26 protein-coding genes, 1 tRNA gene and 1 pseudogene are annotated in these 24,761 nt (G+C 70.4%); 15 read left to right on the top strand and 13 right to left on the bottom strand.

The features are described 5' to 3' along the window. Positions 1-37: 37 nt before the first annotated feature. Complete coding sequence (locus tag CGUA_RS11545; protein ID WP_290195795.1) at positions 38-682, top strand: carbonic anhydrase; 645 nt, start codon at positions 38-40, stop codon at positions 680-682. Between the two features lie 61 nt (positions 683-743). After that, a complete protein-coding gene (locus CGUA_RS11540) occupies positions 744-1,505 on the top strand; it encodes a hypothetical protein (protein ID WP_290195792.1) in 762 nt (253 codons plus the stop codon). Between the two features lie 6 nt (positions 1,506-1,511). Here the strand turns inward: CGUA_RS11540 and disA are convergent, their stop codons facing one another. Continuing rightward, positions 1,512-2,582 (bottom strand): DNA integrity scanning diadenylate cyclase DisA, encoded by a 1,071-nt coding sequence (gene disA / locus CGUA_RS11535; RefSeq protein WP_290195791.1) that lies wholly within the window; start codon positions 2,580-2,582, stop codon positions 1,512-1,514. Between the two features lie 168 nt (positions 2,583-2,750). On the opposite strand from disA, the gene CGUA_RS11530 reads away from it, so the two are divergent. Continuing rightward, complete coding sequence (locus CGUA_RS11530) at positions 2,751-2,900, top strand: hypothetical protein (protein ID WP_290195789.1); 150 nt, start codon at positions 2,751-2,753, stop codon at positions 2,898-2,900. A 68-nt stretch (positions 2,901-2,968) separates the two neighbouring features. On the opposite strand, the gene radA is transcribed toward CGUA_RS11530, so the two are convergent. Together radA and CGUA_RS11520 are read right to left on the bottom strand one after the other, a co-directional pair. Further along, entirely contained in the window at positions 2,969-4,366 is a 1,398-nt protein-coding gene (gene radA / locus CGUA_RS11525; RefSeq protein WP_290195787.1) for a DNA repair protein RadA, read from the bottom strand. A 184-nt stretch (positions 4,367-4,550) separates the two neighbouring features. Beyond that, a complete protein-coding gene (locus tag CGUA_RS11520) occupies positions 4,551-5,153 on the bottom strand; it encodes a hypothetical protein (protein WP_290195786.1) in 603 nt (200 codons plus the stop codon). 303 nt (positions 5,154-5,456) lie between these two features. Here CGUA_RS11520 and CGUA_RS11515 point away from each other — a divergent pair, with 303 nt between their 5' ends. From CGUA_RS11515 to rlmB, 7 genes are read left to right on the top strand one after another with little or no spacing between them, the layout of a single operon-like run. After that, on the top strand, positions 5,457-6,041 hold the full coding sequence (locus tag CGUA_RS11515) for a CarD family transcriptional regulator (protein ID WP_290195785.1): 585 nt from the start codon (positions 5,457-5,459) through the stop codon (positions 6,039-6,041). Beyond that, positions 6,042-6,779: a 2-C-methyl-D-erythritol 4-phosphate cytidylyltransferase gene (gene ispD, locus CGUA_RS11510; protein WP_290195784.1), complete on the top strand. Its 738-nt coding sequence runs from the start codon at positions 6,042-6,044 to the stop codon at positions 6,777-6,779. It abuts the gene before it with no gap. Next, a complete protein-coding gene (gene ispF / locus CGUA_RS11505) occupies positions 6,776-7,249 on the top strand; it encodes a 2-C-methyl-D-erythritol 2,4-cyclodiphosphate synthase (protein WP_290195783.1) in 474 nt (157 codons plus the stop codon). Before ispD ends, ispF begins: the two co-directional genes overlap by 4 nt. Positions 7,250-7,272: 23 nt before the next feature. Then, positions 7,273-8,094, top strand: coding sequence for a glucosamine-6-phosphate deaminase (nagB, locus tag CGUA_RS11500; RefSeq protein ID WP_290195782.1), 822 nt, complete (start codon positions 7,273-7,275; stop codon positions 8,092-8,094). After that, complete coding sequence (locus tag CGUA_RS11495; protein WP_290195781.1) at positions 8,095-8,856, top strand: alpha/beta fold hydrolase; 762 nt, start codon at positions 8,095-8,097, stop codon at positions 8,854-8,856. After that, positions 8,853-10,262, top strand: a complete 1,410-nt coding sequence (cysS, locus tag CGUA_RS11490) for a cysteine--tRNA ligase (RefSeq protein WP_290195780.1) — start codon at positions 8,853-8,855, stop codon at positions 10,260-10,262. Before CGUA_RS11495 ends, cysS begins: the two co-directional genes overlap by 4 nt. A gap of 15 nt (positions 10,263-10,277) precedes the next feature. Then, on the top strand, positions 10,278-11,219 hold the full coding sequence (gene rlmB, locus CGUA_RS11485; protein ID WP_290195778.1) for a 23S rRNA (guanosine(2251)-2'-O)-methyltransferase RlmB: 942 nt from the start codon (positions 10,278-10,280) through the stop codon (positions 11,217-11,219). 18 nt (positions 11,220-11,237) lie between these two features. On the opposite strand, the gene CGUA_RS11480 is transcribed toward rlmB, so the two are convergent. Beyond that, positions 11,238-12,077 carry a cation diffusion facilitator family transporter gene (locus CGUA_RS11480; protein WP_290198387.1) on the bottom strand — a complete coding sequence of 280 codons (840 nt, stop codon included), beginning with the start codon at positions 12,075-12,077 and terminating at the stop codon, positions 11,238-11,240. 99 nt (positions 12,078-12,176) lie between these two features. On the opposite strand from CGUA_RS11480, the gene CGUA_RS13215 reads away from it, so the two are divergent. Together CGUA_RS13215 and CGUA_RS11470 are read left to right on the top strand one after the other, a co-directional pair. Further along, the gene (locus CGUA_RS13215; RefSeq protein ID WP_310169333.1) at positions 12,177-13,817 is read left to right on the top strand and encodes a DUF2975 domain-containing protein; all 1,641 of its coding nucleotides are present in this window, start codon (positions 12,177-12,179) and stop codon (positions 13,815-13,817) included. Then, a pseudogene (locus CGUA_RS11470) lies at positions 13,796-14,035 on the top strand (helix-turn-helix domain-containing protein); the annotation flags it as partial. The gene CGUA_RS13215 and the pseudogene CGUA_RS11470, both read left to right, overlap by 22 nt. Before the next feature lie 120 nt (positions 14,036-14,155). On the opposite strand, the gene CGUA_RS11465 reads toward CGUA_RS11470, so the two are convergent. From CGUA_RS11465 to CGUA_RS11455, 3 genes are all read right to left on the bottom strand, one after another. Next, the gene (locus CGUA_RS11465; RefSeq protein WP_290195776.1) at positions 14,156-15,034 is read right to left on the bottom strand and encodes a metal ABC transporter permease; all 879 of its coding nucleotides are present in this window, start codon (positions 15,032-15,034) and stop codon (positions 14,156-14,158) included. Continuing rightward, the gene (locus CGUA_RS11460; protein ID WP_290195774.1) at positions 15,035-15,736 is read right to left on the bottom strand and encodes a metal ABC transporter ATP-binding protein; all 702 of its coding nucleotides are present in this window, start codon (positions 15,734-15,736) and stop codon (positions 15,035-15,037) included. A 75-nt stretch (positions 15,737-15,811) separates the two neighbouring features. Then, the gene (locus tag CGUA_RS11455; protein WP_290195773.1) at positions 15,812-16,750 is read right to left on the bottom strand and encodes a metal ABC transporter solute-binding protein, Zn/Mn family; all 939 of its coding nucleotides are present in this window, start codon (positions 16,748-16,750) and stop codon (positions 15,812-15,814) included. 79 nt (positions 16,751-16,829) lie between these two features. Between CGUA_RS11455 and CGUA_RS11450 the strand changes: the two genes are divergently transcribed. Next, positions 16,830-17,933 (top strand): LacI family DNA-binding transcriptional regulator, encoded by a 1,104-nt coding sequence (locus tag CGUA_RS11450; RefSeq protein ID WP_290195770.1) that lies wholly within the window; start codon positions 16,830-16,832, stop codon positions 17,931-17,933. Here CGUA_RS11450 and otsB read toward each other — a convergent pair. From otsB to thrE, 5 genes are all read right to left on the bottom strand, one after another. Next, on the bottom strand, positions 17,911-18,630 hold the full coding sequence (gene otsB, locus CGUA_RS11445; RefSeq protein ID WP_290195768.1) for a trehalose-phosphatase: 720 nt from the start codon (positions 18,628-18,630) through the stop codon (positions 17,911-17,913). The two genes, CGUA_RS11450 and otsB, sit on opposite strands and share 23 nt — an antisense overlap. 14 nt (positions 18,631-18,644) lie before the next feature. Then, complete coding sequence (locus tag CGUA_RS11440; protein ID WP_290195766.1) at positions 18,645-19,145, bottom strand: hypothetical protein; 501 nt, start codon at positions 19,143-19,145, stop codon at positions 18,645-18,647. Further along, entirely contained in the window at positions 19,142-20,593 is a 1,452-nt protein-coding gene (locus CGUA_RS11435; protein ID WP_290195764.1) for an alpha,alpha-trehalose-phosphate synthase (UDP-forming), read from the bottom strand. Before CGUA_RS11435 ends, CGUA_RS11440 begins: the two co-directional genes overlap by 4 nt. Positions 20,594-20,599: 6 nt before the next feature. Further along, positions 20,600-20,941: a hypothetical protein gene (locus CGUA_RS11430; RefSeq protein WP_290195762.1), complete on the bottom strand. Its 342-nt coding sequence runs from the start codon at positions 20,939-20,941 to the stop codon at positions 20,600-20,602. A gap of 88 nt (positions 20,942-21,029) precedes the next feature. Next, positions 21,030-22,499 carry a threonine/serine exporter ThrE gene (thrE, locus tag CGUA_RS11425; protein ID WP_290195760.1) on the bottom strand — a complete coding sequence of 490 codons (1,470 nt, stop codon included), beginning with the start codon at positions 22,497-22,499 and terminating at the stop codon, positions 21,030-21,032. A gap of 188 nt (positions 22,500-22,687) precedes the next feature. Between thrE and CGUA_RS11420 the strand changes: the two genes are divergently transcribed. Next, positions 22,688-23,668 (top strand): diaminopimelate dehydrogenase, encoded by a 981-nt coding sequence (locus CGUA_RS11420; protein WP_290195758.1) that lies wholly within the window; start codon positions 22,688-22,690, stop codon positions 23,666-23,668. A 61-nt stretch (positions 23,669-23,729) separates the two neighbouring features. Continuing rightward, positions 23,730-23,802 (top strand) — tRNA-Thr (locus CGUA_RS11415). A gap of 68 nt (positions 23,803-23,870) precedes the next feature. Here the strand turns inward: CGUA_RS11415 and CGUA_RS11410 are convergent. After that, positions 23,871-24,620 carry an MBL fold metallo-hydrolase gene (locus CGUA_RS11410; RefSeq protein WP_290195756.1) on the bottom strand — a complete coding sequence of 250 codons (750 nt, stop codon included), beginning with the start codon at positions 24,618-24,620 and terminating at the stop codon, positions 23,871-23,873. Positions 24,621-24,761: the final 141 nt, after the last annotated feature.

Raw genomic sequence — 24,761 nt, 5'->3', positions numbered from 1 at the left:
TCGCGCCGGCAATCAAAGCCATGATTGAATAATCCCCATGGAAACCGAGAACCCCAGCACCCTCACCCCCCAACAAGCGTGGGACCAGCTCATCGCCGGCAACCGCCGATTCGCCAGCGGCACCTCGAGCCACCCGCACCTCGACGAGGCCCGACGCTCCCAGCTCACCGGCGGCCAGAACCCCAGCGCCGTCATCATCGCCTGCTCCGACTCCCGGGTGCCCGTCGAGCTGATCTTCGACGCCGGCCTCGGTGACGTCTTCGTCGTCCGCACCGCCGGCCCGATCCTCGGCGAGTCCGTCATGGGCTCGATCTCGTTCGCGGTCAACGCCCTCGAGGTGCCGCTGGTCATCGTCCTCAGCCACGAGTCCTGCGGCGCCGTCGCCGCCAGCGTCAACGCCCTCGAGGCCGGCAGCATCCCCGACGACCACCGCCGCGTCCTCGTCGAGCGCGTCTCCCCCTCCATCCTCATGGCGCGGGCGGAGGGCAAGAAGGAGGTCTTCGAGTTCGAGCGCCGCCACGCCGCCGAGGTCGCCAGTCAACTGATGCAGCGGATGCCGAGACTGCGTTCCAAGGTCACCAGCGGCGAGGTCGGCGTCGTCGCCGCCCGCTACCTCCTCGAGGACGGCCTGGTCGAGGCCGTCGCCGGCCACGGCATCGACGTCGGTCCCGAGCTGCTTTGAAGAGGACACGCCCAAGCCACCTTGCAGATCCGGACCGCGGGTTCGCCCTAGACTTGGATGCGTGACCAAGCGCAGCCCGAACCGACTCCCGGAGAAGTACTACCAGCGCCGCCGTGCGGCCGCGGTGGTCGTCATCGTGCTCGTCGTCGGGCTGCTGATCTGGCTGCTGACCGCCATCGGCGGCGACGGGGAGACCGCGCAGCAGGACCCCGGCGCCGGCACCGTGGCGGCCGAGCAGACGACCTCGATCGCCGCCCCGGAGACCTCCACCCCGGAGGAGACCACCTCCTCCGCCACTCCCGCCTCCACCTCCGCCACACCGGAGGAGACGGAGAAGAAGGCCCCGGCCAACGAGGAGGAGGAGTCGCCCTACCCGGACGCCCCGGAGTCGGAAGCGGCGAAGCCCTCCACCGCGGTCGACCGGAGCCGCACCTCCTGCGAGCTCAGCGACCTCCTCATCACCGCCTCCAGCGACCAGGCGACCTACCCCGCCGAGGCGCAGCCGACCTTCTACATGACTGTCGCCAACCCCACCGCCGCCGACTGCGAGATCGACCTGGACGAGGCGTCCCTGCGCTTCGAGGTCTACGACCTGGCCACCAATGAGCGCATCTGGTCCGACACCGACTGCTTCGAGCCGGTCGAGTCCGGCGAGCAGACCTTCGAGTCCGGCTCCGAGCGCTACTTCGAGGCCGTCTGGTCCCGCCGCGTCTCCGCGCCGGGCCAGTGCAACTCCCGGCCGGCCGTGCCGAGCGGCAGCTACTTCCTGCACGCCGTCGTGGGCGACAACCCCTCGCCGGCGCACACCTTCAACCTGGCCTGAGCCCGCTTATCGGCGCACGCGCTCCAGCCCCTCGCTGACGTGCCGTGCCCACAGCGCGCCGACGTTCTCGACGTTCGCGATGTCCTCCTCCGAGGCCCTGAGCAGGGTCTGCACGTCACCGAAATGGCCGACGATCTTGTCCATGAGAAACATCTGGACACGCGGGATCCGCGAGAGCGCCCGGTAACCGCGGGGCAGGATCCACTGGGTCAGCGCCTCCTCCGTGGCGGGCAGGCCCAGCTGGCGGGCGACCACGCTGGAGCTGAGGAGGTCCTCGTCGGAGAGCTCGTCGAGGGTGGCCAGGACCTGCCGGATCTTCTCATCGTCGGGGACCCCGTCGGCCACGACATAGTCGCGCAGCAGCATCTCGATCTCGCGGTCGTTGTCGCCGCGCAATTCGTTGAGCTGCAGGGAGATTTGCCGGCCGTCGGTGCCCAGGCCGAGCACGTCCCGGTCCAGATCCAGGCCGACCCGCTTGAGCAGGAACTCCCGGCGCAGCACCGAGACCACCGCGTTGACCGTGGCGTAGTTGCCCACCTCCGAGGCGAAGAGGCGCTGGTTCGCCGCGTCCAGGCGGGTGCGGTAGCGCTCCATGATGCTGATGGCCTGGTTGGCGCGGGTCATGATCGTCGTCGGCTCCTCGAGCACGTGGCGCCGGCCGTCCACGTAGAGGGTGATGATGTTCATCGACTGGCTCACCGCGATCACCGGGCGCCCGGTCTGCAGCGCGGTGCGCTCGGCGGAGCGGTGGCGGGTGCCGGACTCGGAGGTCGGGTAGACGGGGGAGGGCATCATCTGGACGTTCGCCCGGCGGATCCGGGTCGCGTCGTCGGAGAGCACGACCGCGCCGTCCATCTTGGACAGCTCCCGCAGCAGGGTGGGGGCGAAGGCCACGTCGAACTCGATGCCGCCGTCGGTCAGCTGAGTGACCTCCGGACCGTCCCCGATGACGATCAGCGCACCGGTGCGGCCGCGCTGGATGCGCTCGAGCGCGTCACGCAGCGGGGTGCCCGGAGCGAGCTGCTGCAGCGTCTCCTCGAGGGTCGGGCAGGAGGCGGGGGGCTCGGGTTCCTTCATAGTTAAGCAATGCTACTCGCGGGGCGGTTGTGACCGGCGGGGGTATCCGAACGCATGGCCAGGTGGTCAACATGTGTGTTTGCTGGGCGAAGGCTGCGGACCTTTCCTAGCCTGAGAGGGCGGTAACCCATCCCGCGCAACCACCTCACTCAATCCAAGGAGCACCCCATGAGTTCCACCCTGATTTCTCTCGCCCTGTCCTCCGTCTCCACCGGCCTGAGCTCCCTCGGCGCCTACACCTTCGGCCGCCTCACCGGCATCCTCAACCCGATTCCGGCCGTCGACGCCCTGATCGGCCAGGTCATCTCCTACTTCTAGGCCGCCTGTGTCCGCAGGCGCCGTCGCCGGCCTCACTCGGGGGAGGCCGGCGACATCCTTTTCCCGGCCTAGGAACGGCGCCCGTCCACCGCGGTGATCGCCTCCGCCAGCGTGGCGCACTGCGACACCCGCATGCCCTCGACCGACAGTTTCTCCCCGGCCGGGACGACGGCGTGCTCGTAGCCCAACCGGGCGGCCTCGCTGAGGCGACGGGTCAGGTTGGGGACCCGCCTCAGCTCACCGGCCAGACCGACCTCGCCGATGACGACGGTCTTCGGCGGCAACGGGCGCTCGTGCAGCGAAGACCACGTGGCCAGCGCCACCGCCAGGTCCGTCGCCGTCTCCTGAATCTTCATGCCGCCGACCGTGGCCAGGTAGGCGTCCTTGTCATTGGTGCGCTGCCCGGCCCGGGCCTGCAGCACCGCCAGCACCATCGGCACGCGGTTGACGTCCAGGCCGGTGACCACCCGGCGCGGATTCTTCGCCACCGGATCCACCGTCAGCGCCTGGACCTCCGCCAGCAGCGGGCGCACCCCGTCCATGGCCACCGTCACCGCCGAGCCGTCCGGGGTCCGGCCCCGGTGGGAGAGGAAGAGCCCGGACGGATCCGGCACCTCCCGGATGCCCTCCGCTGTCTGCTCGAAACAGCCCACCTCATCGGTGGCGCCGAAGCGGTTCTTGATGCCGCGCAGCATGCGCAGGCTCGTCTGGCGGTCCCCCTCGAAGTTGAGGACGACGTCCACCAGGTGCTCCAGCACGCGCGGACCGGCGACGTTGCCGTCCTTGGTGACGTGGCCGACCAGCAGGATGGGGATGCCCGTCGTCTTGGCCAGCGTGGTCAGCGCCGCGGTGACGGCGCGGGACTGGGCGACGCCGCCGGCCACGCCCTCCACGCCCGCCGCGTGCATCGTCTGCACCGAGTCGATGATGATCAGCGAGGGCTTGAGCTGCTCGACATGGCCGAAGATGACGTCGAGGTTCGATTCCGCCGCCAGGTAGAGGGTGTCATGCAGCGCACCGGTGCGTTCGGCGCGGGCGCGGACCTGCCCGGCGGACTCTTCGGCGGTGACGTAGAGGGCGGTGCGCTCCTGCGCCGCCCACTTGGAGGCGACCTCCAGCAGCAGCGTGGACTTGCCCACGCCCGGCTCGCCCGCCATCAGCACCACCGAGCCCGGGACCACGCCCCGGCCCAGCACCCGGTCCAGCTCGCGGATGCCCGAGGGAACCGACGTGGCCGTCGAGGCGTCGATCTTCGTGATCGGCTGCGCCGGGGCGGTCGGGGTCAGGCCCCTGGGCACCGCACCCGTCAGCGCCGCGGTGGCCGCGCTGCCGCCGCGGGCGGCCGTGGGCGCGGCGGACTCCTGCAGGGTGCCCCAGGAACCGCAGTCCGGGCACCTGCCCAGCCACTTCGGGGAGGCGTAACCGCACTCCGAACAGGTGTGGATGCTTCGCTGCTTCTTCGCCATGGGGCATTACTCTAGGCCACCACCCCGACACGGCCCTCAGCAGCGGTTTCGCCCGGGAATCCGGGGCGGTCAGAGTGCGGCCCGGCGCCGCGAAACCGGGCCCCACCACGCCGGCACCCGAAGCCGGGCACCCCGGAAAACACGACACCACCCGGTGCGGGACCGGGTGGTGTCGGGGAGGAGGTTAGTGCTGCTCTTCCTCGGTGCCCTGGCCGTAGTCGCGCTCGACCTGGCCGGACGGCACGTGCTGGGCGGAGACGGGGGCCTGGACCTGAAGGGCACCGGTGTCGAAGACGAACTCGACCGGGACCTGGCCGCCGTAGGCGAAGTCCTGGTTCTCGATCGGGGTGGCGATCTGCTGGGTGCAGGAGGAGGTGCCCTCCGGATCCGGCATGGCGTCGATGTTCTCCTGGGAGTCGGCGACGAGCGTGCAGTTGTGGGCGATCGGCCCGGCGCTGATCTGGACATTCTGGCCGTCCACGGAGACCGATTCGAGGGTGTGCTCGGCCAGGGAGGGGTCCTGGTTGGTGGCGGTGAACTTCAGGGCGGCGTCGCCGGTCTGGTCGTTGAGCAGGACGGTGACATCCAGGACGGAGACTTCGTCGTTCTCGCTGTGGGCGGTGGCACCGTCGACGGCAACCACCTTCGACGAGGTCTGGGTGATCTGACCTGCGGAGCACGCGGTCAGGGCCAGGGTGGAAACAGCGGCGACGGTGATGATGCCACCGCGGCGAGCGGCCGACGTCAGGGACTTCACGGGTTGTCCTCCAGAACTAACGAAAGTCATAGGGTATCCGGACTCACCTTAGTTACATCTGGACGTACGGCGCGATTTCCCCGAAAGGCTCACAGTTTTGCGGGGGGTGGAGGGGTCAAACCTTCGGTTGGGGCACCGGCCCCGGCCGGTCGCCGGAATGCGCTGGTGGGTGCCATGGTAGAATGGCACACCTAATTGTCTGTCCGATGCCGTCACCCCTGGCCGGAGGCTGCCGGTCGTGAACCGGTCGGGGGCGGACGTCGGGTTGTGCGGACGCATGCAAGGTCAACCGGAGCTCGCCTGCCCACGTTGTGGCGGGCTGAAGGAGTGGGAATGGAATACAAGGTCGACGAAATCGTGGTCTACCCGCACCACGGTGCCGCGAAGATCACCGGTAAGGAGTACCGGGAGATCAACGGGGAGGAAATCGAGTTTCTCGTCCTGCGTATTCTCCAGTCTGATCTGACTGTCCGGGTCGCCACGAAGAACGCCGACCACGTCGGTGTGCGTGACGTCGTCGGCGAGGACGGCCTGAACAAGGTCTTCTCGGTGCTGCGTGAGGTCGACGTCGAGGAGGCCGGCAACTGGTCGCGGCGTTACAAGGCCAACCAGGAGCGGCTGGCCTCGGGCGACATCAACAAGGTCGCCGAGGTCGTGCGCGACCTGTGGCGTCGTGAGGAGGCCAAGGGCCTGTCCGCCGGCGAGAAGCGCATGCTGGGCAAGGCCCGCCACATCCTCGTCGGTGAGCTGGCGCTGGCGCAGCCGGTGGACGAGAAGAAGGCCGAGCAGTTCGAGAAGGACATGGCCGAGATGATCGCCCGTCACGCCGCCGACCCGGAGAAGGGCGGCGTCGCCAGGGACGGCGAGGACCTCGACGACGTCGACCTGGACGACCTGAGCTTCGACGACGAGGATTAAATGTCCAGGCGCGTGATCGGGCTCGTCGCGGCCGCCGGCAAGGGCACCCGTCTCGGCGGGCAGATCCCGAAGGCCTTCGTCACCCTGCGGGGGCGCAGCCTGGTGGAGCGTTCCGTCACCGCGATGATCAATTCCGCGGTGGTCGACGAGGTCATCGTGCTGGTCAGCCCGGACATGGACGGTTACGCCCGGGAGCTGCTCGGGAAGCGGGGGCTTCTCGACGCCGAAATCCCCGTCCGGCTCGTGCACGGCGGGGGAGAACGCGCCGATTCCGTGTGGGCCGGTCTGCGGTCCATCACTGACGAGGACGCCGTCGTCCTCATCCACGACTCCGCCCGCGCGCTGACCCCGCCCGGACTGATAGCGCGTGTCGCCCGGGCCGTCCTGGCCGGCGCGCCCGCCGTCATCCCGGTGGTGCCCGTCGCCGACACCATCAAACGCGTCGACGGGGACGCCGTCGTCGACACGCCCGAGCGGGCCAGCCTCCGGGCGGTGCAGACCCCGCAGGGCTTCGACCTGGCCGGTCTGCGCGCGGCCAACGAGGCCTACTTCGCCGCCGCGGATCCGGGGTTCGTGGCCACCGACGACGCCTCCCTGATGGAGTGGTTCGGCGCGTCCGTCACCTGCGTGCAGGGCGATCCGATGGCCTTCAAGGTCACCACCCCGATCGACATGACGCTGGCGCGCACGATCGTCGACGAAGCCGAACCGACAGTATTCGAGGTCCCTTCCACATGATCATCCCACGCACCGGAATCGCCTTCGACGCCCACCAGATCGAGGCGGGCAAACCCTGCTGGCTCGCCGGCCTGCTGTGGGAGGGGGTCGACGGCTGCGAGGGGCACTCCGACGGCGACGTCGTCGCCCACGCGCTCGTCGACGCCCTCCTCTCCGCGGCCAACCTCGGTGACCTGGGCTCCTTCGTCGGCGTCGGCCGGCCGGAGTACGACGGGGTCGCCGGGGAGCGCCTGCTGCGCGAGGTGCGGGAGCACCTCGACGCCCACGGCTTCACCATCGGCAACGCCGCCGCCCAGCTCGTGGGCCAGACCCCGAAGTTCGGCCCCCGCCGCGCCGAGGCGGAGGCCCACCTCAGCGCCGTCCTCGGCGCCCCGGTGAGCCTGTCCGCGACCACCACCGACCACATGGGCTTCACCGGTTCGGGTGAGGGGCGCGCCGCCGTGGCCACGGCGCTTGTGTATCAGGCGTAGGCCCGGGGTTTAAGCTGGGGCGCATGGAAATCCTCATCCGTGACACCCCTGCCGAGGTGGCCGACGCCGCCGCCGACATCGTCGCCGCCTACGTCCGCAAGACGAACCAGAACCCCGACCGTTCCTGCGTGCTGGGACTGGCCACCGGCTCCACCCCGGTGGCCACGTACCGCGAGCTCATCCGCCGCCACCGCGAGGAGGGGCTGAGCTTCGCGGGACTGACGGCGTTCTGCCTGGACGAGTACATCGGCCTGCCACGCGAGCACCAGGAGTCCTACTACCGTTTCATCCGCGACAACTTCACCGCGCACATCGACATCGCCGACGACGCCGTGAACTCCCCGGACGGCATGGACCCCCGGCCATGGAAGGCCGCCGAGCGCTACGACGCCGCCATCAAGGCCGCCGGCGGCATCGACGTCCAGATCCTGGGCATCGGCTCCAACGGCCACATCGGCTTCAACGAGCCGGGTTCCCCGCTGCGCGGCCGTACCCGCGTCGAGACGCTGCACCCGCAGACCATCCGCGACAACGCCCGCTTCTTCCAGGACGACGTCGAGGACGTCCCCACCCACGCCATCACCCAGGGCCTGGGCACCATCCTCGACGCCGACCACCTCGTGCTGCTGGCCACCGGCGAGAACAAGGCCTACGCCGTGCATTCCCTGGTCGAAGGCCCGATCACCACCTCGATTCCGGCCTCCATGCTCCAGCTGGCCGACAAGGCCACCGTCATCGTCGACGAGTCCGCCGCCTCCATGCTCCGCGAGCGCGAGTACTACCGTCACCGCGAGGAGCTGCGCCCGTCCTGGATGGGCCCGGACATGCGCCCGATCGAGGACTAGATGCTCGCGCGAATCACCGCCGGCGACCCGCGCGCCCCGCAGATTCTGCTGGTGCACGGCGTCGGCGACTGCGCGGCCGGCTTCGCCGAGCTTGTCGACGCCCTGTCTGCCACCCACCACGTAATCGCCGTCGACCAGCGCGGCCACGGGCATTCCCCGCGCTTCACCCGTTCCGGGCTGGCGGGCAACCCCTTCGCGCAGTTGCGGGATGACCTCATCACGGTCCTCGAGGGCCTCGACCGTCCCGTGGTGTGGGGCCACTCCATGGGCGGCGCCGTGGCCACCGAGGCCGCGATCGCCCGTCCCGAGCTGGTCTCCCGGCTCATCCTCGAGGACCCGGCCTGGGTGGACCGGCCGCCGGCGCAGACCGCGCGCATCGGCCGGGCGCGGGCCCGCTCCATCGACGAGGACCTCGCCGACCTGCCCGCCGCCCTGGCCCGCCAGCTGGCCCAGGGCTGGTCCTTCGTGGAGACCGCCGCCTGGGCCGCCGGCCGGACGCAGGTGCAGCGCGAGTTCGTGGAAACCGGGATTGTCTCGGCGGGGCGCGGGGTGGCGGCCAGCGTCGACAAGCTCGTGGCCTCCGGGGTGGACGCGCACGTGCTCACCGGCACCGGGATGACGTGCATCCTCGGCGCCCGCGGCGCGGAGGCCGTCCGGGCCGGGGGCCTGCGCGCCGAGGTCATCACGGGTGCCGAGCACTGCGTGCGGCGCACCCGGCCGTCGGAAACGCGGCGGGCCGTCTGGGTAGACTTGGGCGCGTGAGCCTACGAATCTATGACACCGCGACCCGGTCGACCCGTGACTTCGTCCCTCTCCGTGAAGGGCATGCCTCGATCTACCTGTGTGGTGCCACCCCGCAGGCCCAGCCGCACATCGGCCACCTGCGTTCCGGCGTGGCCTTCGACATCCTGCGTCGCTGGCTGCTCGCCACCGGCTATGACGTCGCGTTCGTCCGCAACGTCACCGACATCGACGACAAGATCCTGACCAAGGCCGCCGCCAACGACCGGCCCTGGTGGGAGTGGGTGGCCACCTACGAGCGGGAGTTCACGAAGGCCTACGACATGCTCGGCGTCCTGCCGCCGTCGACGGAGCCGCGCGCGACCGGCCACATGACGCAGATGGTCACCTACATCCAGCGCATCATGGACGCCGGCTTCGCCTACGAGTCCGGGGGCTCGGTCTACTTCGACGTCACGGCCTGGGCGCAGGCGGAGGGCTCCGACTACGGCTCGCTCTCCGGCAACCGGGTCGAGGAGATGGAGCAGGGCGAGAATCCTGCGGATTCCCGCGGTAAGAGAAGCCCCCAGGACTTCGCCCTGTGGAAGGCCGCCAAGCCGGGCGAGCCGACCTGGCCGACCCCCTGGGGCGAGGGCCGCCCCGGCTGGCACCTCGAGTGCTCCGCCATGGCGACCTGGTACCTCGGCGGCTCCTTCGACATCCACGGCGGCGGCCTGGACCTGCAGTTCCCGCACCACGAGAACGAGATCGCCCAGGCCCACGCGGCCGGCGACGGGTTCGCCAACTACTGGATGCACAACCACTGGGTGACCATGGCCGGCGAGAAGATGTCCAAGTCCCTGGGCAACGTCCTCTCCGTCCCGGAGCTGCTGAAAGTCGTTCGTCCGGTGGAACTGCGGTATTATCTCGGGTCGGCGCATTATCGCAGTGTGCTGGAGTACTCGCTGCCCGCACTGGAGGAGGCCGCGGCCGGCTACCGCCGGATCGAGGACTTCCTCAACCGGGCCGCCGACCTCGTCGGCGAGGTGCCCGCCGGCATGTGGACCGCGGAGTTCGAGGCCGCCATGGACGACGACATCGCCGTCCCGCGCGCCCTCGCTGAGATCCACAACGCCGTCCGCGCCGGAAACTCGGCGCTGGCGGCCAGGGACACGGCGAAGGTCGCCCAGATCGCCGAGGCCGTGCGCGCCATGACCGGCGTGCTGGGCATCGACCCCTTCTCCGACCAGTGGGCCGGCGCCGCCGACGGCGACGACGAAGCCACCACCCACGCACTCGACGTACTCATCCAGGCGGAACTGAACCGCCGCACCAACGCCCGGGCCGACAAGGACTGGGCCACCGCCGACGCCGTTCGCGACCGCCTCGCCGAGGCCGGCATCGACGTCACCGACACCCCCGACGGCCCGCAGTGGTCGCTCAAGTAAGGAAGAAGCACCCACATGGCAGGAACCGGAAACCCCAACGCCCGTAAGACCGACAAGAAGGGCATGATCAAGGGCTCCGGCGGCCAGCGCCGCCGCGGCCTCAAGGGCAAGGGCGCGACCCCGAAGGCCGAGGACCGCGTCTACCACGCGGCCCACAAGCGCAAGGTCGAGCGCCAGCGCCGCGACTCGGGCCGCCACACCCGTGACACCACCACCGAGCTGGTCGTCGGCCGCAACCCGGTCATCGAGTGCCTCCACGCCAAGGTCCCGGCCAACGCGCTCGTCGTCGCCCACGGCACCGGCAACGACGACCGTCTCTCCGAGGCCGTCGCCATCGCCAACTCCCGCGGCATCGCCATCCGCGAGGTCCCGCGCATCGAGCTCGACAACCTGGTCGGCAACACCCTGCACCAGGGCATCGGCCTGGAGATCCCGCCGTACAAGTACGCCGAGGTCCGCGAGCTCATCGAGAACGCCGCCGACCAGGCCACCCCGGGCATGTTCGTCGTCCTCGACAACATCACCGACCCGCGCAACCTCGGCGCGGTCATCCGCTCCGTCGCGGCCTTCGGCGGCAACGGCGTCATCATCCCGGAGCGCCGCTCCGCCTCGGTGACGGCGGTGGCCTGGCGCACCTCCGCGGGCACCGCGGCGCGCCTGCCGGTGGCCAAGGCGACGAACCTGACCCGCACGCTCAAGGAGTTCCAGCAGAACGGCTACCAGGTCGTCGGCCTGGACGCGGGCGGCGAGCACACGCTCGACACCTACGACGGCGGCACCGACCCGGTCGTCATCGTCGTCGGCTCCGAGGGCAAGGGCATCTCCCGCCTGGTGCGCGAGACCTGCGACGTCATCATGTCGATCCCGACCACCGACTGGGTCGAGTCGCTCAACGCCTCGGTCGCCGCGGGCGTGGTCCTCAGCGAGTTCGCGCGTCAGCGCCGCGTCGCCAAGTAGTCGCTCCCGCCGGCGCCCCTAATCCTGCGGCTCCACGTGGATGAATACGTCGGCGTCGGTGAACTCGGCCTCGACCGCCATCTCGAGCGCGTCGGTGAGGTTGTGCGCCTGCAGCAGTGAGATGTCCGCCGGCGCCTCCACGGTGAGGAAGATGTGGCGGTGGCGGCCCGAGGCGACGGTGCGGGTGTCGGTGACGCGCGCGCTGATCTCGGCGGTGAGTTCACCGGTGATGGCCTCGAGGCGGTCGATGTCCTCCGGTGGCATCGCCTGAGAGAGCAGGCCCGTCGACGAGTCGCGCAGCAGATGCCAGCCGGTGAACAGGATGTTGACGCCGACGGACAGCGCGATGGCCGCGTCGAGCCAGCTCCACCCGGTCAGCCACACCAGCACGATGCCGACGAGCACGCCGGCGGTGGTCCACACGTCGGTCATGAGGTGTCTGCCGTCGGCCTCCAGCGTGATGGAGCGGTGCGCGCGGCCCTGCCGGATGAGGAACACGCCGACGGCGAGGTTGACCAGTCCCGCCAGCACCGACAGCAGCAGACCGACGCCGACCGACTCCAGCGGCTGCGGGTTCAGCAGGCGGTTGACCGACGACCAGATGATGGAGACGGCGGCGACGAGGATCATCGCGCCCTCGACCAGCGCGGAGAAGTACTCCGCCTTGCCGTGCCCGAAGTGGTGGTTCTCGTCGGCCGGCCGGCCGGCGATGCTCAGCGCGATGATCGCCACGACCGCCGCGACCAGGTTCACGCCCGACTCCAGCGCGTCGGAGAGGAAGCCGACGGAGCCGGTCACCCAGGCCGCGCCGGCCTTGAGCGCCATCGTGACCAGCGCCGCGGCCACCGACAGGTACATGAAGCGGATCAGTAGCTGATATTGGGGGTCAATGTTCTTGGTGGCCACGGATCTCCTTTGAAACTGTGGATAACCCGGGTTGTCCACAGGGGCGGGCGGATGTGCCCGAGTCTAATGCCGGGTTCGGCTAGCGTGCGGGCCATGGCGCTTCTCGACAGCATCCGGCACCTCCAGCGGCACGGCATGGACCTGCTGCAGGAGGTCGTCGGGCTGTCGACCCCCGACCTCATGCGCCGCGGACTGCCCCGCTCCGTGGCTGCGTCCTGGCGGCGCGCCGCCGACACCTGGTTCGGCCCCACCCGCTCGCCCCGCAAACAGGCCGACGCCGTCCGCCTCGCCTGCCGCAACGGCCACTCCCTCGACACCCTGCGCATGATCGACAGGCACGCCCGCTCGCTTGTCGACGCCTCGGGCGCCTGGGCCCTGCGCCGCCAGCTGTGCGCCCTGTCCGGTACCTACGAGGACGTCGACAAGCAGGGCCGGGCCCGGGTCGCCGAGCTCAACGCCGCGCACGAGCCGGCGGCGCGCCGCTCGCTGAGCGTCAGCCACCGGCCCGCGCGACGCCAGTCGACGTTGCACTACACCGACGCCGAGCACGTCATCGCCGGGATCCGCGCCCAGCTGCGCGACGCCGACGACCCGGCCCGGGCCTTCCACGACCTTGTCCTGGGCGGCGGCGCGAACACCCCGCAGCTGAGCACCACCGCGATCATCGCGCTCGACGACCTCGACGAGATCCTCCGCGCCAACGACGGCGCCGGCGACACCCTCATCGGGCGCACCGACGGCTCGCGCATGACCGGCCGCGACTACGTGCAGGCGAAGTTCGCCGAACACGACTTCGCCGTCCTCGTCCACCCGCTGGAGGGCCCCGTCGACGCCTATCGCCTCGAGCGTTTCGCCAACGAGAAGCAGCGCCTCATGCTCGCCGCCGAGAACCCCGTCTGCCCGTGGGAGGGCTGCGGCAAACCCGCCGACAAATGCCAGGGCCACCACCTCGACGGGTGGGTCAACGGCGCCGAAACTAACGTCCGGGACATGTCGATGGCGTGCCGGTACCACAACGGCGTCAACGACGACGACCCCAACGCCCCACCGAGACGCGGCCGACTGGCCCGCATCGGCGGGCAGATCCACTGGTGCCCGCCGGGTGGCGGAAGGCCACGGCTGAACATGCACCCGACCGCGCGGCTCGGGGCGATGCGGATCATCTTACCGATTGACTTTCGATATGATCCGGTCGATGATCGATGGATGGCAACCGTAACTCGATTGGTCCTTCCGCTTCGCATTCTCCTCGCCGTGGTCTTTCTCGGCCTCCTCGTGGCTCAGTTCCTGTCCTTTCCCGGCGAATTCCGCTCCTCGCCCCCGTCAGATCCCTGGCGCTGGCCCCAGCTGGTCTTCTGGGAGGCGGCGGCGCTGTGCCTGCAGATCGTCATCATCTGCATCTGGCGGCTGCTCACCCTGATTCAGCAGGACCGGATCTTCACGGCGGAATCCCTCCGGTGGGTGGACGTGATCGTCTGGACCTTCCTGGGCGGGTGGTCGCTGCTCGCGTCCGTGAACGCGGCGTTGATCGTCCACATCTACCGCACCCCCGAGCTGCGTGATCCGGGCATGCCGATGATGCTCATCGGCATCACCCTGATTGGCGCGGTGCTCGTGCTGCTCATCGTCGTCATGCGCGAACTGCTGCGCCGGGCGGCGGAGCTGCGCACCGACCTCGCGGGGGTGATCTGATGGCGATCATCGTCCGACTCGACGTGGAACTGGCCAAGCGCAAACTCAGCGTCACGGAGTTCGCCGAGCGGGTCGGCATCACGCCGGCCAACGTTTCGGTGCTGAAGAACGGCCGTGCCAAGGCAATCCGCTTCGCCACCCTGGAAGCGATGTGCCGGGTCCTCGAGTGTCAGCCCGGTGACCTGCTGGAGTGGGTTCCCGAGGACGACGCGCCGTGAAGCGGCTGCTGGCGGTATCCGTGATACTGCTCGGCGTCGCCGCCGTGCTCTACGGCGGCTGGGACGACTCGCCCGGGCTGCAGGGCATCGGGGCGTTGCTGGTCCTGGGCGCGGCCGCCGTCAGTGGTGGTGCTCCTGCGCCATGCGCTCGCCGGCGCGGACCTCGTCGCGGCTGGTGCGGCGGCGCCGGGCCCCGCCGATGACGCGGGCGAGGAGGTAGATGGCGAAGGAGATCGAGGTCACCAGCACGCTGACCGGCAGGCCCGGCGCCAGCGAGAGGAGGAAGCCGCCGACCGCCGCCAGCTCGGCGAAGAGGATCGACCAGAACACCGCGCGCACCGGGGAGGAGGTGATCTCCGCCGCCGCCGCGCCCGGGGTGATCAGCAGCGCCATCACCAGCAGCGCACCGACGATCTGGACGGACTGCGCGCTGGCGAGGCCGACGAGTACCGCGAAGAGGATCGAGATCGCCCCGACGGGCACGCCCACGGCCCTGGCCATGGCCGGGTCGGCGGAGGCGAAGAGCATGGGGCGCCAGAAGATGACGACGGTGGCGACGACGATGAGGGTGACGATCGCCATCTGCCAGGTCGAACCGATCGAGATGCCGACGATCTGGCCGGTCAGCAGGCTCATCGCGGTCGAGGAATTGCCGGGGTAGAGGTGCAGGAACAGCACCGACAGCCCCATGCCGAAGCTCATCACCACGCCGATCGCGGAATCCTGCTGCCCCTTCATGCCCAGCACCGCCAGGACCACGGCGGCGACGATGGCGCCCACCACCGCGCCGAAGCCGACGTTGAGGCCGAAGAGCAGTGCGGCGGCCGCGCCCATCAGGGCCAGTTCGCTGGTGGCGTGGACGCTGAAGGACATCTGCCGCAGCACGATGAGGCTGGTCATCACGCCTGAGAGCAGGCCCAGGAGCGCGGAGGCGACGATCGCGTTCTGGACGAAGTCGACGCCGAGCAGGGCGACGGTGTCGGTGAGCAGCTGCGGCATCTAGATCACCACCAGTCGGCCGGCGACGCGGGCGACCTCGACGTCGGTTCCGTAGAGCCTGGACAGGACCTCCGAGGTCATGACCTCGTCGACGGTGCCGAGCATGTGCCCGTTCGGCGCCAGGTAGAGGACCTTGTCGACGACGTCCATGATCGGGTTGACGGAATGCGTGACGAAGAGGACGGACGTGCCGTGCTCGCGTCGGCGCGCGTCGAGCTTTTCGACGGCGTCCTGCTGGCGGGCGACGTCCAGCGACAGGAGGGGTTCGTCGGCGAGCAGAAGCTGCGGGTCGTTGGCCAGCGCCTGCGCCTGGCGGATGAGCTGCTGCTGGCCGCCGGAGAGCGTGCCGACGGCCTGGTCGGCGATGCCGGTCGCGCCGACGGCGGCCAGCAGCGCGTCGACCTCGGCGCGCGCCGGGCGGCGCCGTCTGAGCACGCCGTGGCCCAGGGACAGGCTGACCAGGTCGCGGGTGCGCATCGGCAGGTTGCGCGGAAACATGCGCTGCTGGGGGATGAACCCGACCCGGGCGTCGAGGTCCATCGAGCCATGCGTCAGCTGGCGCTGGCCGAGGATGACGTTGAGCAGCGTGGACTTGCCGGCGCCGTTGGGGCCGAGGACGGCGATGAATTCGCCGGGGCCGACCTCCAGGTTGAGGCCGGACCATAGGGGGTCGATGGCGGCGTCGTGGAAACGCAGGTGCATGGGTGCTTTCGGGGAAGGAGGAAATGGCTGTGCCGGCCACCCTGGGCAGGTGTGGCCGGTGCAGATGGGATTATTTTACTGCGCGGCGGCCGAAATTTCCTCGACCACCTGCCGGAAGTAGGTGAGGAAGTCGGTGCCGGCGGGCGGGGTCTCGCCGAGCTCGATGACGGTGACGCCGGCGTCCTCGGCGGCGGTGCGGATCCGGCCGGTGAGGTCGGTGGTGGTCTGCGGGTTGTAGATCAGCAGGTCGACCTCGCCGGCCTCGACGAGGTCGAGGAACGCGGCCAGGTCGGCGGCGGTCGGCTCGCCCTCGTTGAGCTGGGTCTGGCGGTAGCCGGCCGGGGTGACGTCGGTCATCGGGGAATCGTCGATGATGTAGTCGGCGATGGTCTCGGTCTGTGCGACGCGCAGGGGCGGCAGGGCCTCGATCCTGGTCTTGAGTTCGGCCATGTCGGCGACGACCGCGGAGGCGTCGCCGCCCACGGTGCCGGCGATGTCCTCGGCGACGAGGGTGACGGCGTCGGTGTCGTACCAGATGTGTTCGTTGCCGTCGACGGTGTCGAGGCCGCCCTCGACGCTGTGGCCGTGGTCGGCGTGCTCGTCCTCGGCGGGGGGCTCGTCCGCGTGCTCGTCCTCGGCGTCGTGGCCGTGGCCGTCGACGAGCGGGAGGGCGTGGACGATCTTGTCCTGGTCGACGACCTGGTAGAGCCAGGAGTCGTAGCCGCCGCCGTTGGCGACGACGACGTCCGCGGAGGCGGCGCGGGCCAGGTCGGCGGCGGAGGGTTCGAAGCTGTGCGGGTCGACGTTGGCGTCGCCGACGATGGCGCTGACGTCCGCGTCCGGGGCGACGGCCTGGGCGACGTCCGCCCAGATGGCGGTGGAGGCGACGATGGTGGCGGCGCCGGCCGTGCCTTCGGCGTCCCCGGCGGCCCCGGTGGCGGGGGAGCAGCTGGCGAGCAGGAGCGCGGCGGCGGTCACGGCGGCGAGGGTGGCGGTGCGGGGCGTCGGAGTCATGATCCTAATCAACCCCTATTGAAAACAGTTGTCAACTTGAAAATGTGTTGAAAACGGGGCCTCCGGTAGATTGACCCGCATGACACCACCCCGAGCGCCCCGCCGCGGAACACTGGCGTCGTTGGCCGCTGAACTGGGCGTGTCCCGCACGACGGTCTCCAACGCGTACAACCGGCCCGATCAGCTCTCGGACGCGCTGCGGGAGAGGATCCTCGCCGCCGCGGCCGCCCGGGGTTACCCGGGGCCGGATCCGACCGCGCGTTCCCTGCGCACCCGGCGGGTCGGCGCGATCGGGGTGCTGATGACCGAGCATCTGGCCTACGCCTTCGAGGACCTGGCCTCGGTGGATTTTCTCGCCGGCCTGGCGGAGTCCTCCTACGGCACGGACAACATGCTCACGCTCGTCCCGGTCGGCCCGGAGGGGCCGGGTCGGGCGAGCCCGCTGATCTCGCGGGCGGTGGTCGACGGGTTCATCGTCTACTCCGTTGCCGCCGACGAGCCCAACCTCACCGCCGTGCGCAGTTCCGGACTGCCGACGGTCATCTGCGACCAGCCCTACGATGTCGCGGATCTGCCCTACGTGGGCATCGACGACGAGGCGGCCATCCGCCCCGCCGCCCGCGCGCTCCTCGACGCCGGGCACCGCCGCATCGGCGTCCTCGGCAAGCGCCTGACCCGCGTCCGCCACGACGGCCCGGTGCGTGACCTGGACGGGGCGACGCTGCACGTGCAGCGCGGCCGCATCCGCGGGGCACTGGCCGAGCTCGCCGCGGGCGGCCTCGACCCCGCCGCGGTCCCGGTCGTCGTGCGCCACCACAACGACCACGCCACCGCCGTCGACGGGGCCCGCGAATTGCTGGAGTCGAACCCGGATCTGACCGCGGTGCTGTGCACGACGGACTCCATGGCTTTCGGGGTCCTCGACTACGCGCGTTCGCGCGGCTGGTCGGTGCCCGGGGATCTCTCGGTCACCGGCTTCGACGGCGTCGACCTGGCGCTCACCCGCGGTCTGACCACCGTCGTTCAGCCGAACAAGGCCAAGGGGGCGGAGGCCGGGGCGCTGCTGGGCACGCTTGTCGACGCCCGCGTGGCCGACCAGCCGGCCCCGCGGCCGCCGCAGCGCACGCTGCTGCCGACCACGTTCCACCCGGGCACGACGGTCAGCGCGCCGCGCGGGCGGTGAACAGCTCCTGCAGGAAGTCGGTGACGCCGGCCCCGAACTCGACGCGCCGGGTGGCCAGGGTCTCGCCGGGGCCGACCTTGACGCCGAGATCGCCGGGGCCCAGCGCGGCGAAGCCGTTCTCGTCGGTGACGTCGTCGCCGATGAAGACCGTCGCCGTGGCCCCGACCTGCGCGCGCTTGGCGGCGATCCAGTCGCCCTTGGTGACCCGCGCGGCCGAGAATTCCACGATGTTCTTGCCGCCGGCCACGGTGGTGCCCGCCGGATCGACCGCGCGGGCGGCCGCCAGGGCGGCCTCGGCGGCGGCGGGGTCGGCGTCGGCAAGCGGGGCGACGTGGAAGACCCGCTGGAAGGGCTTCTCCTCGACGTAGGCGCCCTCGATGCCGAGGGCGCCCAGGCGCGCGCCGACGAGGTCGAGGCGGGCGCGCATGTCCCCGGTGAGCTCGACGCCGTGCTCGCCCTCGGCCCCGTGGGAGCCGGCGAGGGTGACCGGGGCGCGCAGCGGGCAGACGCTCTTCAGATCCTCGAGGCCGCGGCCGGAGAGCACCGCGACGGTGGTGTCCGGAAGCTGCGCCAGCCGGTCCAGCACCTCGCAGGCGGCGAGGTTGACCGGCACCTTCGACGGGTCGGGCACGATGCCGGCCAGGGTGCCGTCGAAGTCGGCGACGATCAGGAGGCGGTCGGTTCTCGCGAGCTGCATGCGCTCCACTCTAGCTAGCGGGTGGCCAGGCGCAGCGCGGGGCGGTCCACGACGTCCCCGCGCAGGGTCAGCACCATTTCGGCGGGGGAGACGGCCTCGATGTCGAAGGTCGCGCCCTCGGTGAGCAGGCCCGTCATGTGTTCGTGGGCCCAGGCGCGGGTTCCCTCGCAGGCCACGCCCGCCTCGCCCGGATCGGGGATGCCCACGTCGCTGAAGACGACGGCCTCGGCCTCGTCGGCGGGCACGGGGGCGGAGTCGGGGTCCCGGCCGGCCAGGAAGGTCGCCTCGGCCTGGATGGGTGCGCAACCGGTTGAACCGGTCGCGCTGGACTCGCCGAAGACGAGCTGGACGGCGCCGGCGGCGGAACCCGAGACCGTCGACGGCGCCTCGGGCGTCGTGTAGATGTCGGTGACCTGCCAGGTCTGGCCGATCAGCGAGCCCTCCACCGGGGCGGGGTCCGGGGCGCAGGCGCTGAGCACGATGGCCGCGGCGAGCAGGACGAGCGGGCGCCTCATCGGCCGGCCTCGCGCATGCAGTCCAGGAAGCTGCCCGCCCACAGATCGACGTCATGGGCGGTGACCTGCTCGTACATGGCGGTCATGCGCTCGGCCATCGCCTCCGGCTCCCACTGGAAACCGCGCACCGCGCCCAGCAGCGCGCGCTTGATCGAGTCGATGTCGAAGGGGTTGCACAGGTGGGCCTGGTGCAGCTCGACGCCGGCGCCCGCGAACTCGGAGAGCACCAGCGCGCCGGAGCCGTCGCCGTGGCAGGCCACGTACTCCTTGGCCACCAGGTTCATGCCGTCCTTGAAGGGGGTGACCACCATGACGTCGGCGAGGCGGTAGTAGTGCTGCAGCTGCTGCTTCGGCAGGGAGCGGTGGAAATAGTGCACCACCGGGCGGCTGATCGTGCCGAAGGTGCCGTTGATGCGGCCGACGGCCTCCTCGACGGCGGAGCGCGTGCGTCGATAATGCTCGAGCCGCTCCCGGGAGGGCGTCGCGATCTGCACCAGCACCGCGTCCTCGGGGGCGAGCGAGCCGGACGCCAGCAGCTCCTCGAAGGCCAGCAGTCGCTGGAGGATGCCCTTGGTGTAGTCGAGGCGGTCGACGCCGAGCAGCACCGTGGCGGGATGGCCCAGCTCCGCGCGGAGCTTCTCGACGGCCGCGTCGTCGGCGGCGCCCAGCGTCGCCGGGTCGATCGAGATCGGGAAGGCGCCGACGCCGACGCTGCGCCCGTCCGAGGCGGTGATGCGCGCCCCGACGCGGCGGGTGGCCGGCGTGCCCTCGACGATGAGGGTGTCGGGCTGGCCGATGCGCGACCCGAGCGGGCCCGCGACCTGGGAGACCAGCTCCAGGAAATTGGCCACGTAGGATTCCAGGTGGAACCCGATCAGGTCCGCGCCCAGCAGCCCCCGGACGATCTCCTCGCGCCACGGCAGCTGCCGGAACAGATCCGCGCCGGGGAAGGGGATGTGCAGGAAGAAGCCGATGGTCAGGTCCGGGCGGGTCTGCCGCAGGATGCCTGGCACCAGCAGCAGCTGGTAGTCCTGGACCCACACCGTCGCCCCCGGGGCGGCGACCTTGTCGACCTCCGCCGCGAAACGCTCGTTGACGTCGCGGTAGACCTCCCACCACGCCCGCTCGTAGTGGGGCGTGACGATGAGGTCATGGAACAGGGGCCACAGGGTCGCGTTGGAGAAGCCCTCGTAGAACGCCTCGTAGTCCGCCGCCGTCAGCGGCACCGGGTGCAGGAGCACCCCGCCCTCGGTGTGGAAGGGCTCCGGGGCGGCGTCGGCCACCCCCGGCCAGCCAACCCAGCAGCCGGAATGTTTCTCCAGGACAGGCGAGAGCGCGGCCACCAGGCCGCCCGGCGAGGGGGACCAGGTCTGGGTGCCGTCCGCCGCGGTGCTCAGATCCACCGGCAGGCGGTTGGCCACCACCACAAAATCGTTGTCGCCGCTCATGGAGAACTAGGTGGTCTTCTTCGTGGTCTTCTTGGCGGCGGCCTTTTTGGCCGTCGTCTTCTTGGCGGTGGTCTTCTTCGTGGTCTTCTTTGCGGCGGCCTTCTTGGTCGTCTTCTTCGCGGCGGCCTTCGTGGCCGGCTTCTCCTCCTCGGCGGGGCCGAGCTCCTCGGCGACGTACTTGTAGACCAGGCCCTCCGGCTCGACGCCGAGCATGCTCATCAGCGTCACGCCGTCGAAGTAGTCCTCGGAGAAGGTGGCGACCACCGCACGCGCGTTCTGGGCGATCTCGGCCTCGATGGACTCGATCTCTTCCTGGGTCGGGCGAGTGTCGTAGATCTTGGGCGGCACGTTTTCCTCCTGCGTGATCGGGGGCGGCGACGCGGTGAACGCATGGCGTCACGGCGATAGGCCACACTTACAGGTAGGCCAGTCTACGCTACCGCTGGCCGCTCCGACGCACCCGGCGGTAGCTGCGGGGCGACTTGCGGAAGGTGGGCCGGCGCCTGGCCCGGAACGCGGCGTAGGGGTGGAAGCGGGCCGGTCGGCGCAGCTTGCGCGCGATCCACTCGCCGAGGACCACGCCGGCGGCCAGCGCGCCGGCCGTGGCCAGCGCGATGAACAGGTTGGTGAAGCCGACGAGCATCTGATCGTTGAGCAGGGCGTACATCGAGCGGTAGAGCATGAGTCCGGGCAGCATCGGCGTGATGCCGGAGATCGCGATGACGACCGGCGGAATGAGGAAGCGGCGGGCCAGTAGGCCGCCGGCGAGGCCGATGATGGTCGCGGTGAAGGCGGCGGAGGCCACGTCGCCCATCCCGATCGGCCGGAAGAGGAGGTGGTAGAAGCTCATTCCGGTGATGGCGGAGAGCCCGGAGATGCCGACGGCGGAACGTTCGGCGAACATGGCGATCGCGAAGCCGGCGGAGATGACCCCTGCGCCGAGGATTTTGACCACGGCCGAGGCGAAGTTCGCCGGCGCCTGCGTCTCCATCGGCGGCAGCGGCATGGCCACGACGTCGGAGATCTGGATGCCCAGCGCGACGCCCGCCACGATGCCCGCGGTCAGCAGCATCGTCTCGAAGAAGCGGGCCGAGCCGGTCACCGAGGCGCCCATGATGCCGTCCTGCAGCGACTGCACCAGGGACAGGCCGGCCACCAGCACGATGATGCCGGAGGCGATGATCTGGCTCGGCGAGATCTCGACGCCGAAGGAGCCGGCGAAGGCGTAGGTCACCGCGGCGGGGACCGTGGCGATGACCCCGCCCAGGATCTGCTGGAAGAACACCGGCAGGCCGTTGCGCCCCAGCAGCGTGTTCGCGGCGATGATCACCATGCTCAGCAGCCAGGCGGTGACGATGGCGACGAGCCCGCCGCCGAGCATGAAGGCGACGCCGCCGCCGAGCATCCCCCAGCCCCAGATGGCCTTCTTCATGCCGTAGTTGGCCGGCTTCGCCCGCAGCTCGTTGAGGATCTGCTCGGCCACGGCGGGCGGGGTGGCGCCGGCCCGGATGGAGCGGATGAGGCGGTCGACCTCGGTGAGTTTGGAGAAGTCGGTGTCCAGGCCGCGGGTCACCCAGAACACGGTGATCGGCTGGCGGCGCTCTTGGCCGATGGTGGTGAACATCGTGATGGTGTTCTTGGTGATGTCGATGTGCACGTAGTGCAGGCCGTAGGCCGTCGTCACGGTGTGCATCTGCGCCGCGGCGTCACGGTTGGCGGTGCCGGAGGCGAGCAGGATGTCGCCGATTCGGGCGGCGATCTCCATCACGCCGGCGACCTGGCTGGCGTCGGTGAGGTCGATCGGGGCCAGCGGCGACGGCGGCGGGGCGGCGCGGGCGGAGTCGATGGTCGCGATGCGTCCGGACACGCCGAGAAGGGAGCGCAGCGTGTCAGTCCATGGGGCCACCGATGCTCTCCTCCCGTCGGGTGTGTTGGTGAAACGATAGCGCGTCGGCAAGCGCGCCGCCCACCCGCATCCTGGGGTGGCGCACTACTCCCTAGCTTTAATTTTGGTCGACCGATAGGTGAGAGCCGGTTTCGGGCGTACACTGGGCAACCGACAACGGACAACCAACCCCCCTGGAGGTAAAGATCATGGCAGAGGCAAAGATCAGGGCCGCGATCGTCGGCTACGGCAACCTGGGCAGGTCCGCGGAGAAGCTGCTCGCCCAGGCCCCGGATATGGAGCTGGTCGGCGTGTTCTCGCGCCGTGACTCCCTCGACACCGACGCCCCGGTGTGGTCCACCGACGACTTCGCCGCCAAGGCCGAGGCCAAGGAATTCGACGTGGCGCTGCTGTGCCTGGGTTCCGCCACCGACATGCCCTCCCTGGCCCCGGAATACGCCAAGCACGCCAGCACCGTCGACACCTACGACAACCACAACGACGTCCCGCGCCACTACGAGGCCATGGACGCCGCCGCCAAGGCCGCCGGCACCGTCGCCATCGTCTCCACCGGCTGGGACCCGGGCATGTTCTCCCTCAACCGCGTCTACGCCCAGGCCCTGCTGCCGGGCGGCGAGCAGCGCACCTTCTGGGGCCCGGGCCTGTCCCAGGGCCACTCCGACGCCGTCCGTCGCGTCGAGGGAGTCAAGAAGGGCGTCCAGTACACCCTCCCGGACGAAACCGCCCTGGACAAGGCCCGCAACCGCCAGGCCGCCGACCTGACCGGCTACAACACCCATGCCCGCCAGGTCTTCATCGTCCTGGAGGAGGGCGCCGACGCCGAGGCCATCAAGAAGGAGATCCGCGAGATGCCGGACTACTTCGCCCCCTACGAGAACGTCGAGATCAACGTCATCGACGAGGAGACCTTCGACGCCGAGCACACCGGCATGCCCCACGGTGGCCACGTCATCACCGCGGGCGACACCGGCGGCTTCAACCACACCATCGAGTACGTCCTGAAGCTGGAGCGCAACCCGGACTTCACCGCGGCCGTCCAGATCGCCTACGCGCGCGCGGCGCACCGCCTGAAGGAACAGGGCCAGTCCGGCGCCTTCACGGTCCTCGAGGTCGCCCCCTACCTGATCAGCCCGACCCCGCTGACGGACCTGATCGCCCGGGACGTGTAATTCACGCCCCTGTGACGGTCTCCGTTATTATTGGAACCCGGTCCCCGTGACCGGCGTTTCCGCTGGAGTGGCGCAATTGGTAGCGCAACGCACTTGTAATGCGTAGGTTGCGAGTTCGAGTCTCGTCTCCAGCTCTTCCATCCCCGGGGCAGGCGTTACTGGCCCGGGGATTTCGCTTGCCGACGCCCGGCGTCCCCGCCGCTTAGGCCATGCCGTTCTTGCGGGCGAGTTCGGCCGCCGTGCGCGCGCCCCGGGTCCAGGGCATGCCGTGGCCGGGCAGGACCCGCCGGGCGTCGGTCTCGGCGATCGCGTCGAGCGAGGCCAGCGCCCGGGATTCGTCGGCCGTCGCGGCGCCGGCCACGAGCCGGGGTCCGCGCCGCGCGGTGTAGGGGTCCAGCGTCACCAGGGCGTCGCCGGTGATCACGGCGTCACGCTCCGGCAGGTGCAGCGCGACGTGGCCGTGGGTGTGCCCGGGCGTGGCGATCACCCTGGGCCGGCCGGGCACGTCGAGTTCGGCGTCGACCTGCAGCGGCCGGACGTCGTCGAGGCCCCGGACGAACGGCATGCCGGCCGCCAGCATGGAGCCCAGCAGCGGGACCGCCCGCGGGTGGCGCAGCGGATAGGGCGCGATGGGGTTCTCGTGCGCGTACCGGAACGGGTGGGCGGCGAGTTCGTGGTCGGCGCTGTGGGCGTAGACCGGCAGGCCGAGCTGTCTCACCAGACGCCGGGCCATGCCGACGTGGTCGAAGTGCGCGTGGGTGAGCACGAGGGCGCGGATGTCCTCCATCCGGTGACCGAGGGACTGCACCCCCTCCGTCAGGTGCCGCCAGGCGCCGGGAAGGCCGGCGTCGACGAGCGTGAGCCCGTCGCCGTCCTGGTCCTCGATCAGCCAGCAGTTGACGTTGCCGTGCTGGAGCAGGTGAACGCCGTCGGTGACGTCGGTGATCAGCATGTGAACCTCCGTAGGGGGTGGGGTGGCCGCCGACCCTACCTGCCTTCGCCGGGTCCGGGCGGGCGCCCGGGGCGAATTCTTTCCCGTCGGCGGGGCGATGAACTGCGCGTTCGGGCGTGGGGCGGGCCCTCCCGGGGCGGG

The sequence above is a fragment of the Corynebacterium guangdongense genome, from assembly GCF_030408915.1.
GTDB lineage: Bacteria > Actinomycetota > Actinomycetes > Mycobacteriales > Mycobacteriaceae > Corynebacterium > Corynebacterium guangdongense.
Note: the sequence above shows the minus strand (reverse complement) of the source record. Positions and strands in the feature narration are given on the sequence as shown.

Excerpts from the sequence above, each read along its gene's own strand:
- CGUA_RS11545 (WP_290195795.1), top strand. The coding sequence starts at position 38 with ATGGAAACCGAGAACCCCAGCACCCTCACCCCCCAACAAGCGTGGGAC.
- disA (WP_290195791.1), bottom strand. The coding sequence starts at position 2,582 with ATGAAGGAACCCGAGCCCCCCGCCTCCTGCCCGACCCTCGAGGAGACG.
- CGUA_RS11530 (WP_290195789.1), top strand. The coding sequence starts at position 2,751 with ATGAGTTCCACCCTGATTTCTCTCGCCCTGTCCTCCGTCTCCACCGGC.
- radA (WP_290195787.1), bottom strand. The coding sequence starts at position 4,366 with ATGGCGAAGAAGCAGCGAAGCATCCACACCTGTTCGGAGTGCGGTTAC.
- CGUA_RS11520 (WP_290195786.1), bottom strand. The coding sequence starts at position 5,153 with ATGACTTTCGTTAGTTCTGGAGGACAACCCGTGAAGTCCCTGACGTCG.
- CGUA_RS11515 (WP_290195785.1), top strand. The coding sequence starts at position 5,457 with ATGGAATACAAGGTCGACGAAATCGTGGTCTACCCGCACCACGGTGCC.
- ispD (WP_290195784.1), top strand. The coding sequence starts at position 6,042 with ATGTCCAGGCGCGTGATCGGGCTCGTCGCGGCCGCCGGCAAGGGCACC.
- ispF (WP_290195783.1), top strand. The coding sequence starts at position 6,776 with ATGATCATCCCACGCACCGGAATCGCCTTCGACGCCCACCAGATCGAG.
- nagB (WP_290195782.1), top strand. The coding sequence starts at position 7,273 with ATGGAAATCCTCATCCGTGACACCCCTGCCGAGGTGGCCGACGCCGCC.
- CGUA_RS11495 (WP_290195781.1), top strand. The coding sequence starts at position 8,095 with ATGCTCGCGCGAATCACCGCCGGCGACCCGCGCGCCCCGCAGATTCTG.
- rlmB (WP_290195778.1), top strand. The coding sequence starts at position 10,278 with ATGGCAGGAACCGGAAACCCCAACGCCCGTAAGACCGACAAGAAGGGC.
- CGUA_RS11480 (WP_290198387.1), bottom strand. The coding sequence starts at position 12,077 with ATGTACCTGTCGGTGGCCGCGGCGCTGGTCACGATGGCGCTCAAGGCC.
- CGUA_RS13215 (WP_310169333.1), top strand. The coding sequence starts at position 12,177 with ATGTGCCCGAGTCTAATGCCGGGTTCGGCTAGCGTGCGGGCCATGGCG.
- CGUA_RS11465 (WP_290195776.1), bottom strand. The coding sequence starts at position 15,034 with ATGCCGCAGCTGCTCACCGACACCGTCGCCCTGCTCGGCGTCGACTTC.
- CGUA_RS11460 (WP_290195774.1), bottom strand. The coding sequence starts at position 15,736 with ATGCACCTGCGTTTCCACGACGCCGCCATCGACCCCCTATGGTCCGGC.
- CGUA_RS11455 (WP_290195773.1), bottom strand. The coding sequence starts at position 16,750 with ATGACTCCGACGCCCCGCACCGCCACCCTCGCCGCCGTGACCGCCGCC.
- CGUA_RS11450 (WP_290195770.1), top strand. The coding sequence starts at position 16,830 with ATGACACCACCCCGAGCGCCCCGCCGCGGAACACTGGCGTCGTTGGCC.
- otsB (WP_290195768.1), bottom strand. The coding sequence starts at position 18,630 with ATGCAGCTCGCGAGAACCGACCGCCTCCTGATCGTCGCCGACTTCGAC.
- CGUA_RS11440 (WP_290195766.1), bottom strand. The coding sequence starts at position 19,145 with ATGAGGCGCCCGCTCGTCCTGCTCGCCGCGGCCATCGTGCTCAGCGCC.
- CGUA_RS11435 (WP_290195764.1), bottom strand. The coding sequence starts at position 20,593 with ATGAGCGGCGACAACGATTTTGTGGTGGTGGCCAACCGCCTGCCGGTG.
- CGUA_RS11420 (WP_290195758.1), top strand. The coding sequence starts at position 22,688 with ATGGCAGAGGCAAAGATCAGGGCCGCGATCGTCGGCTACGGCAACCTG.
- CGUA_RS11410 (WP_290195756.1), bottom strand. The coding sequence starts at position 24,620 with ATGCTGATCACCGACGTCACCGACGGCGTTCACCTGCTCCAGCACGGC.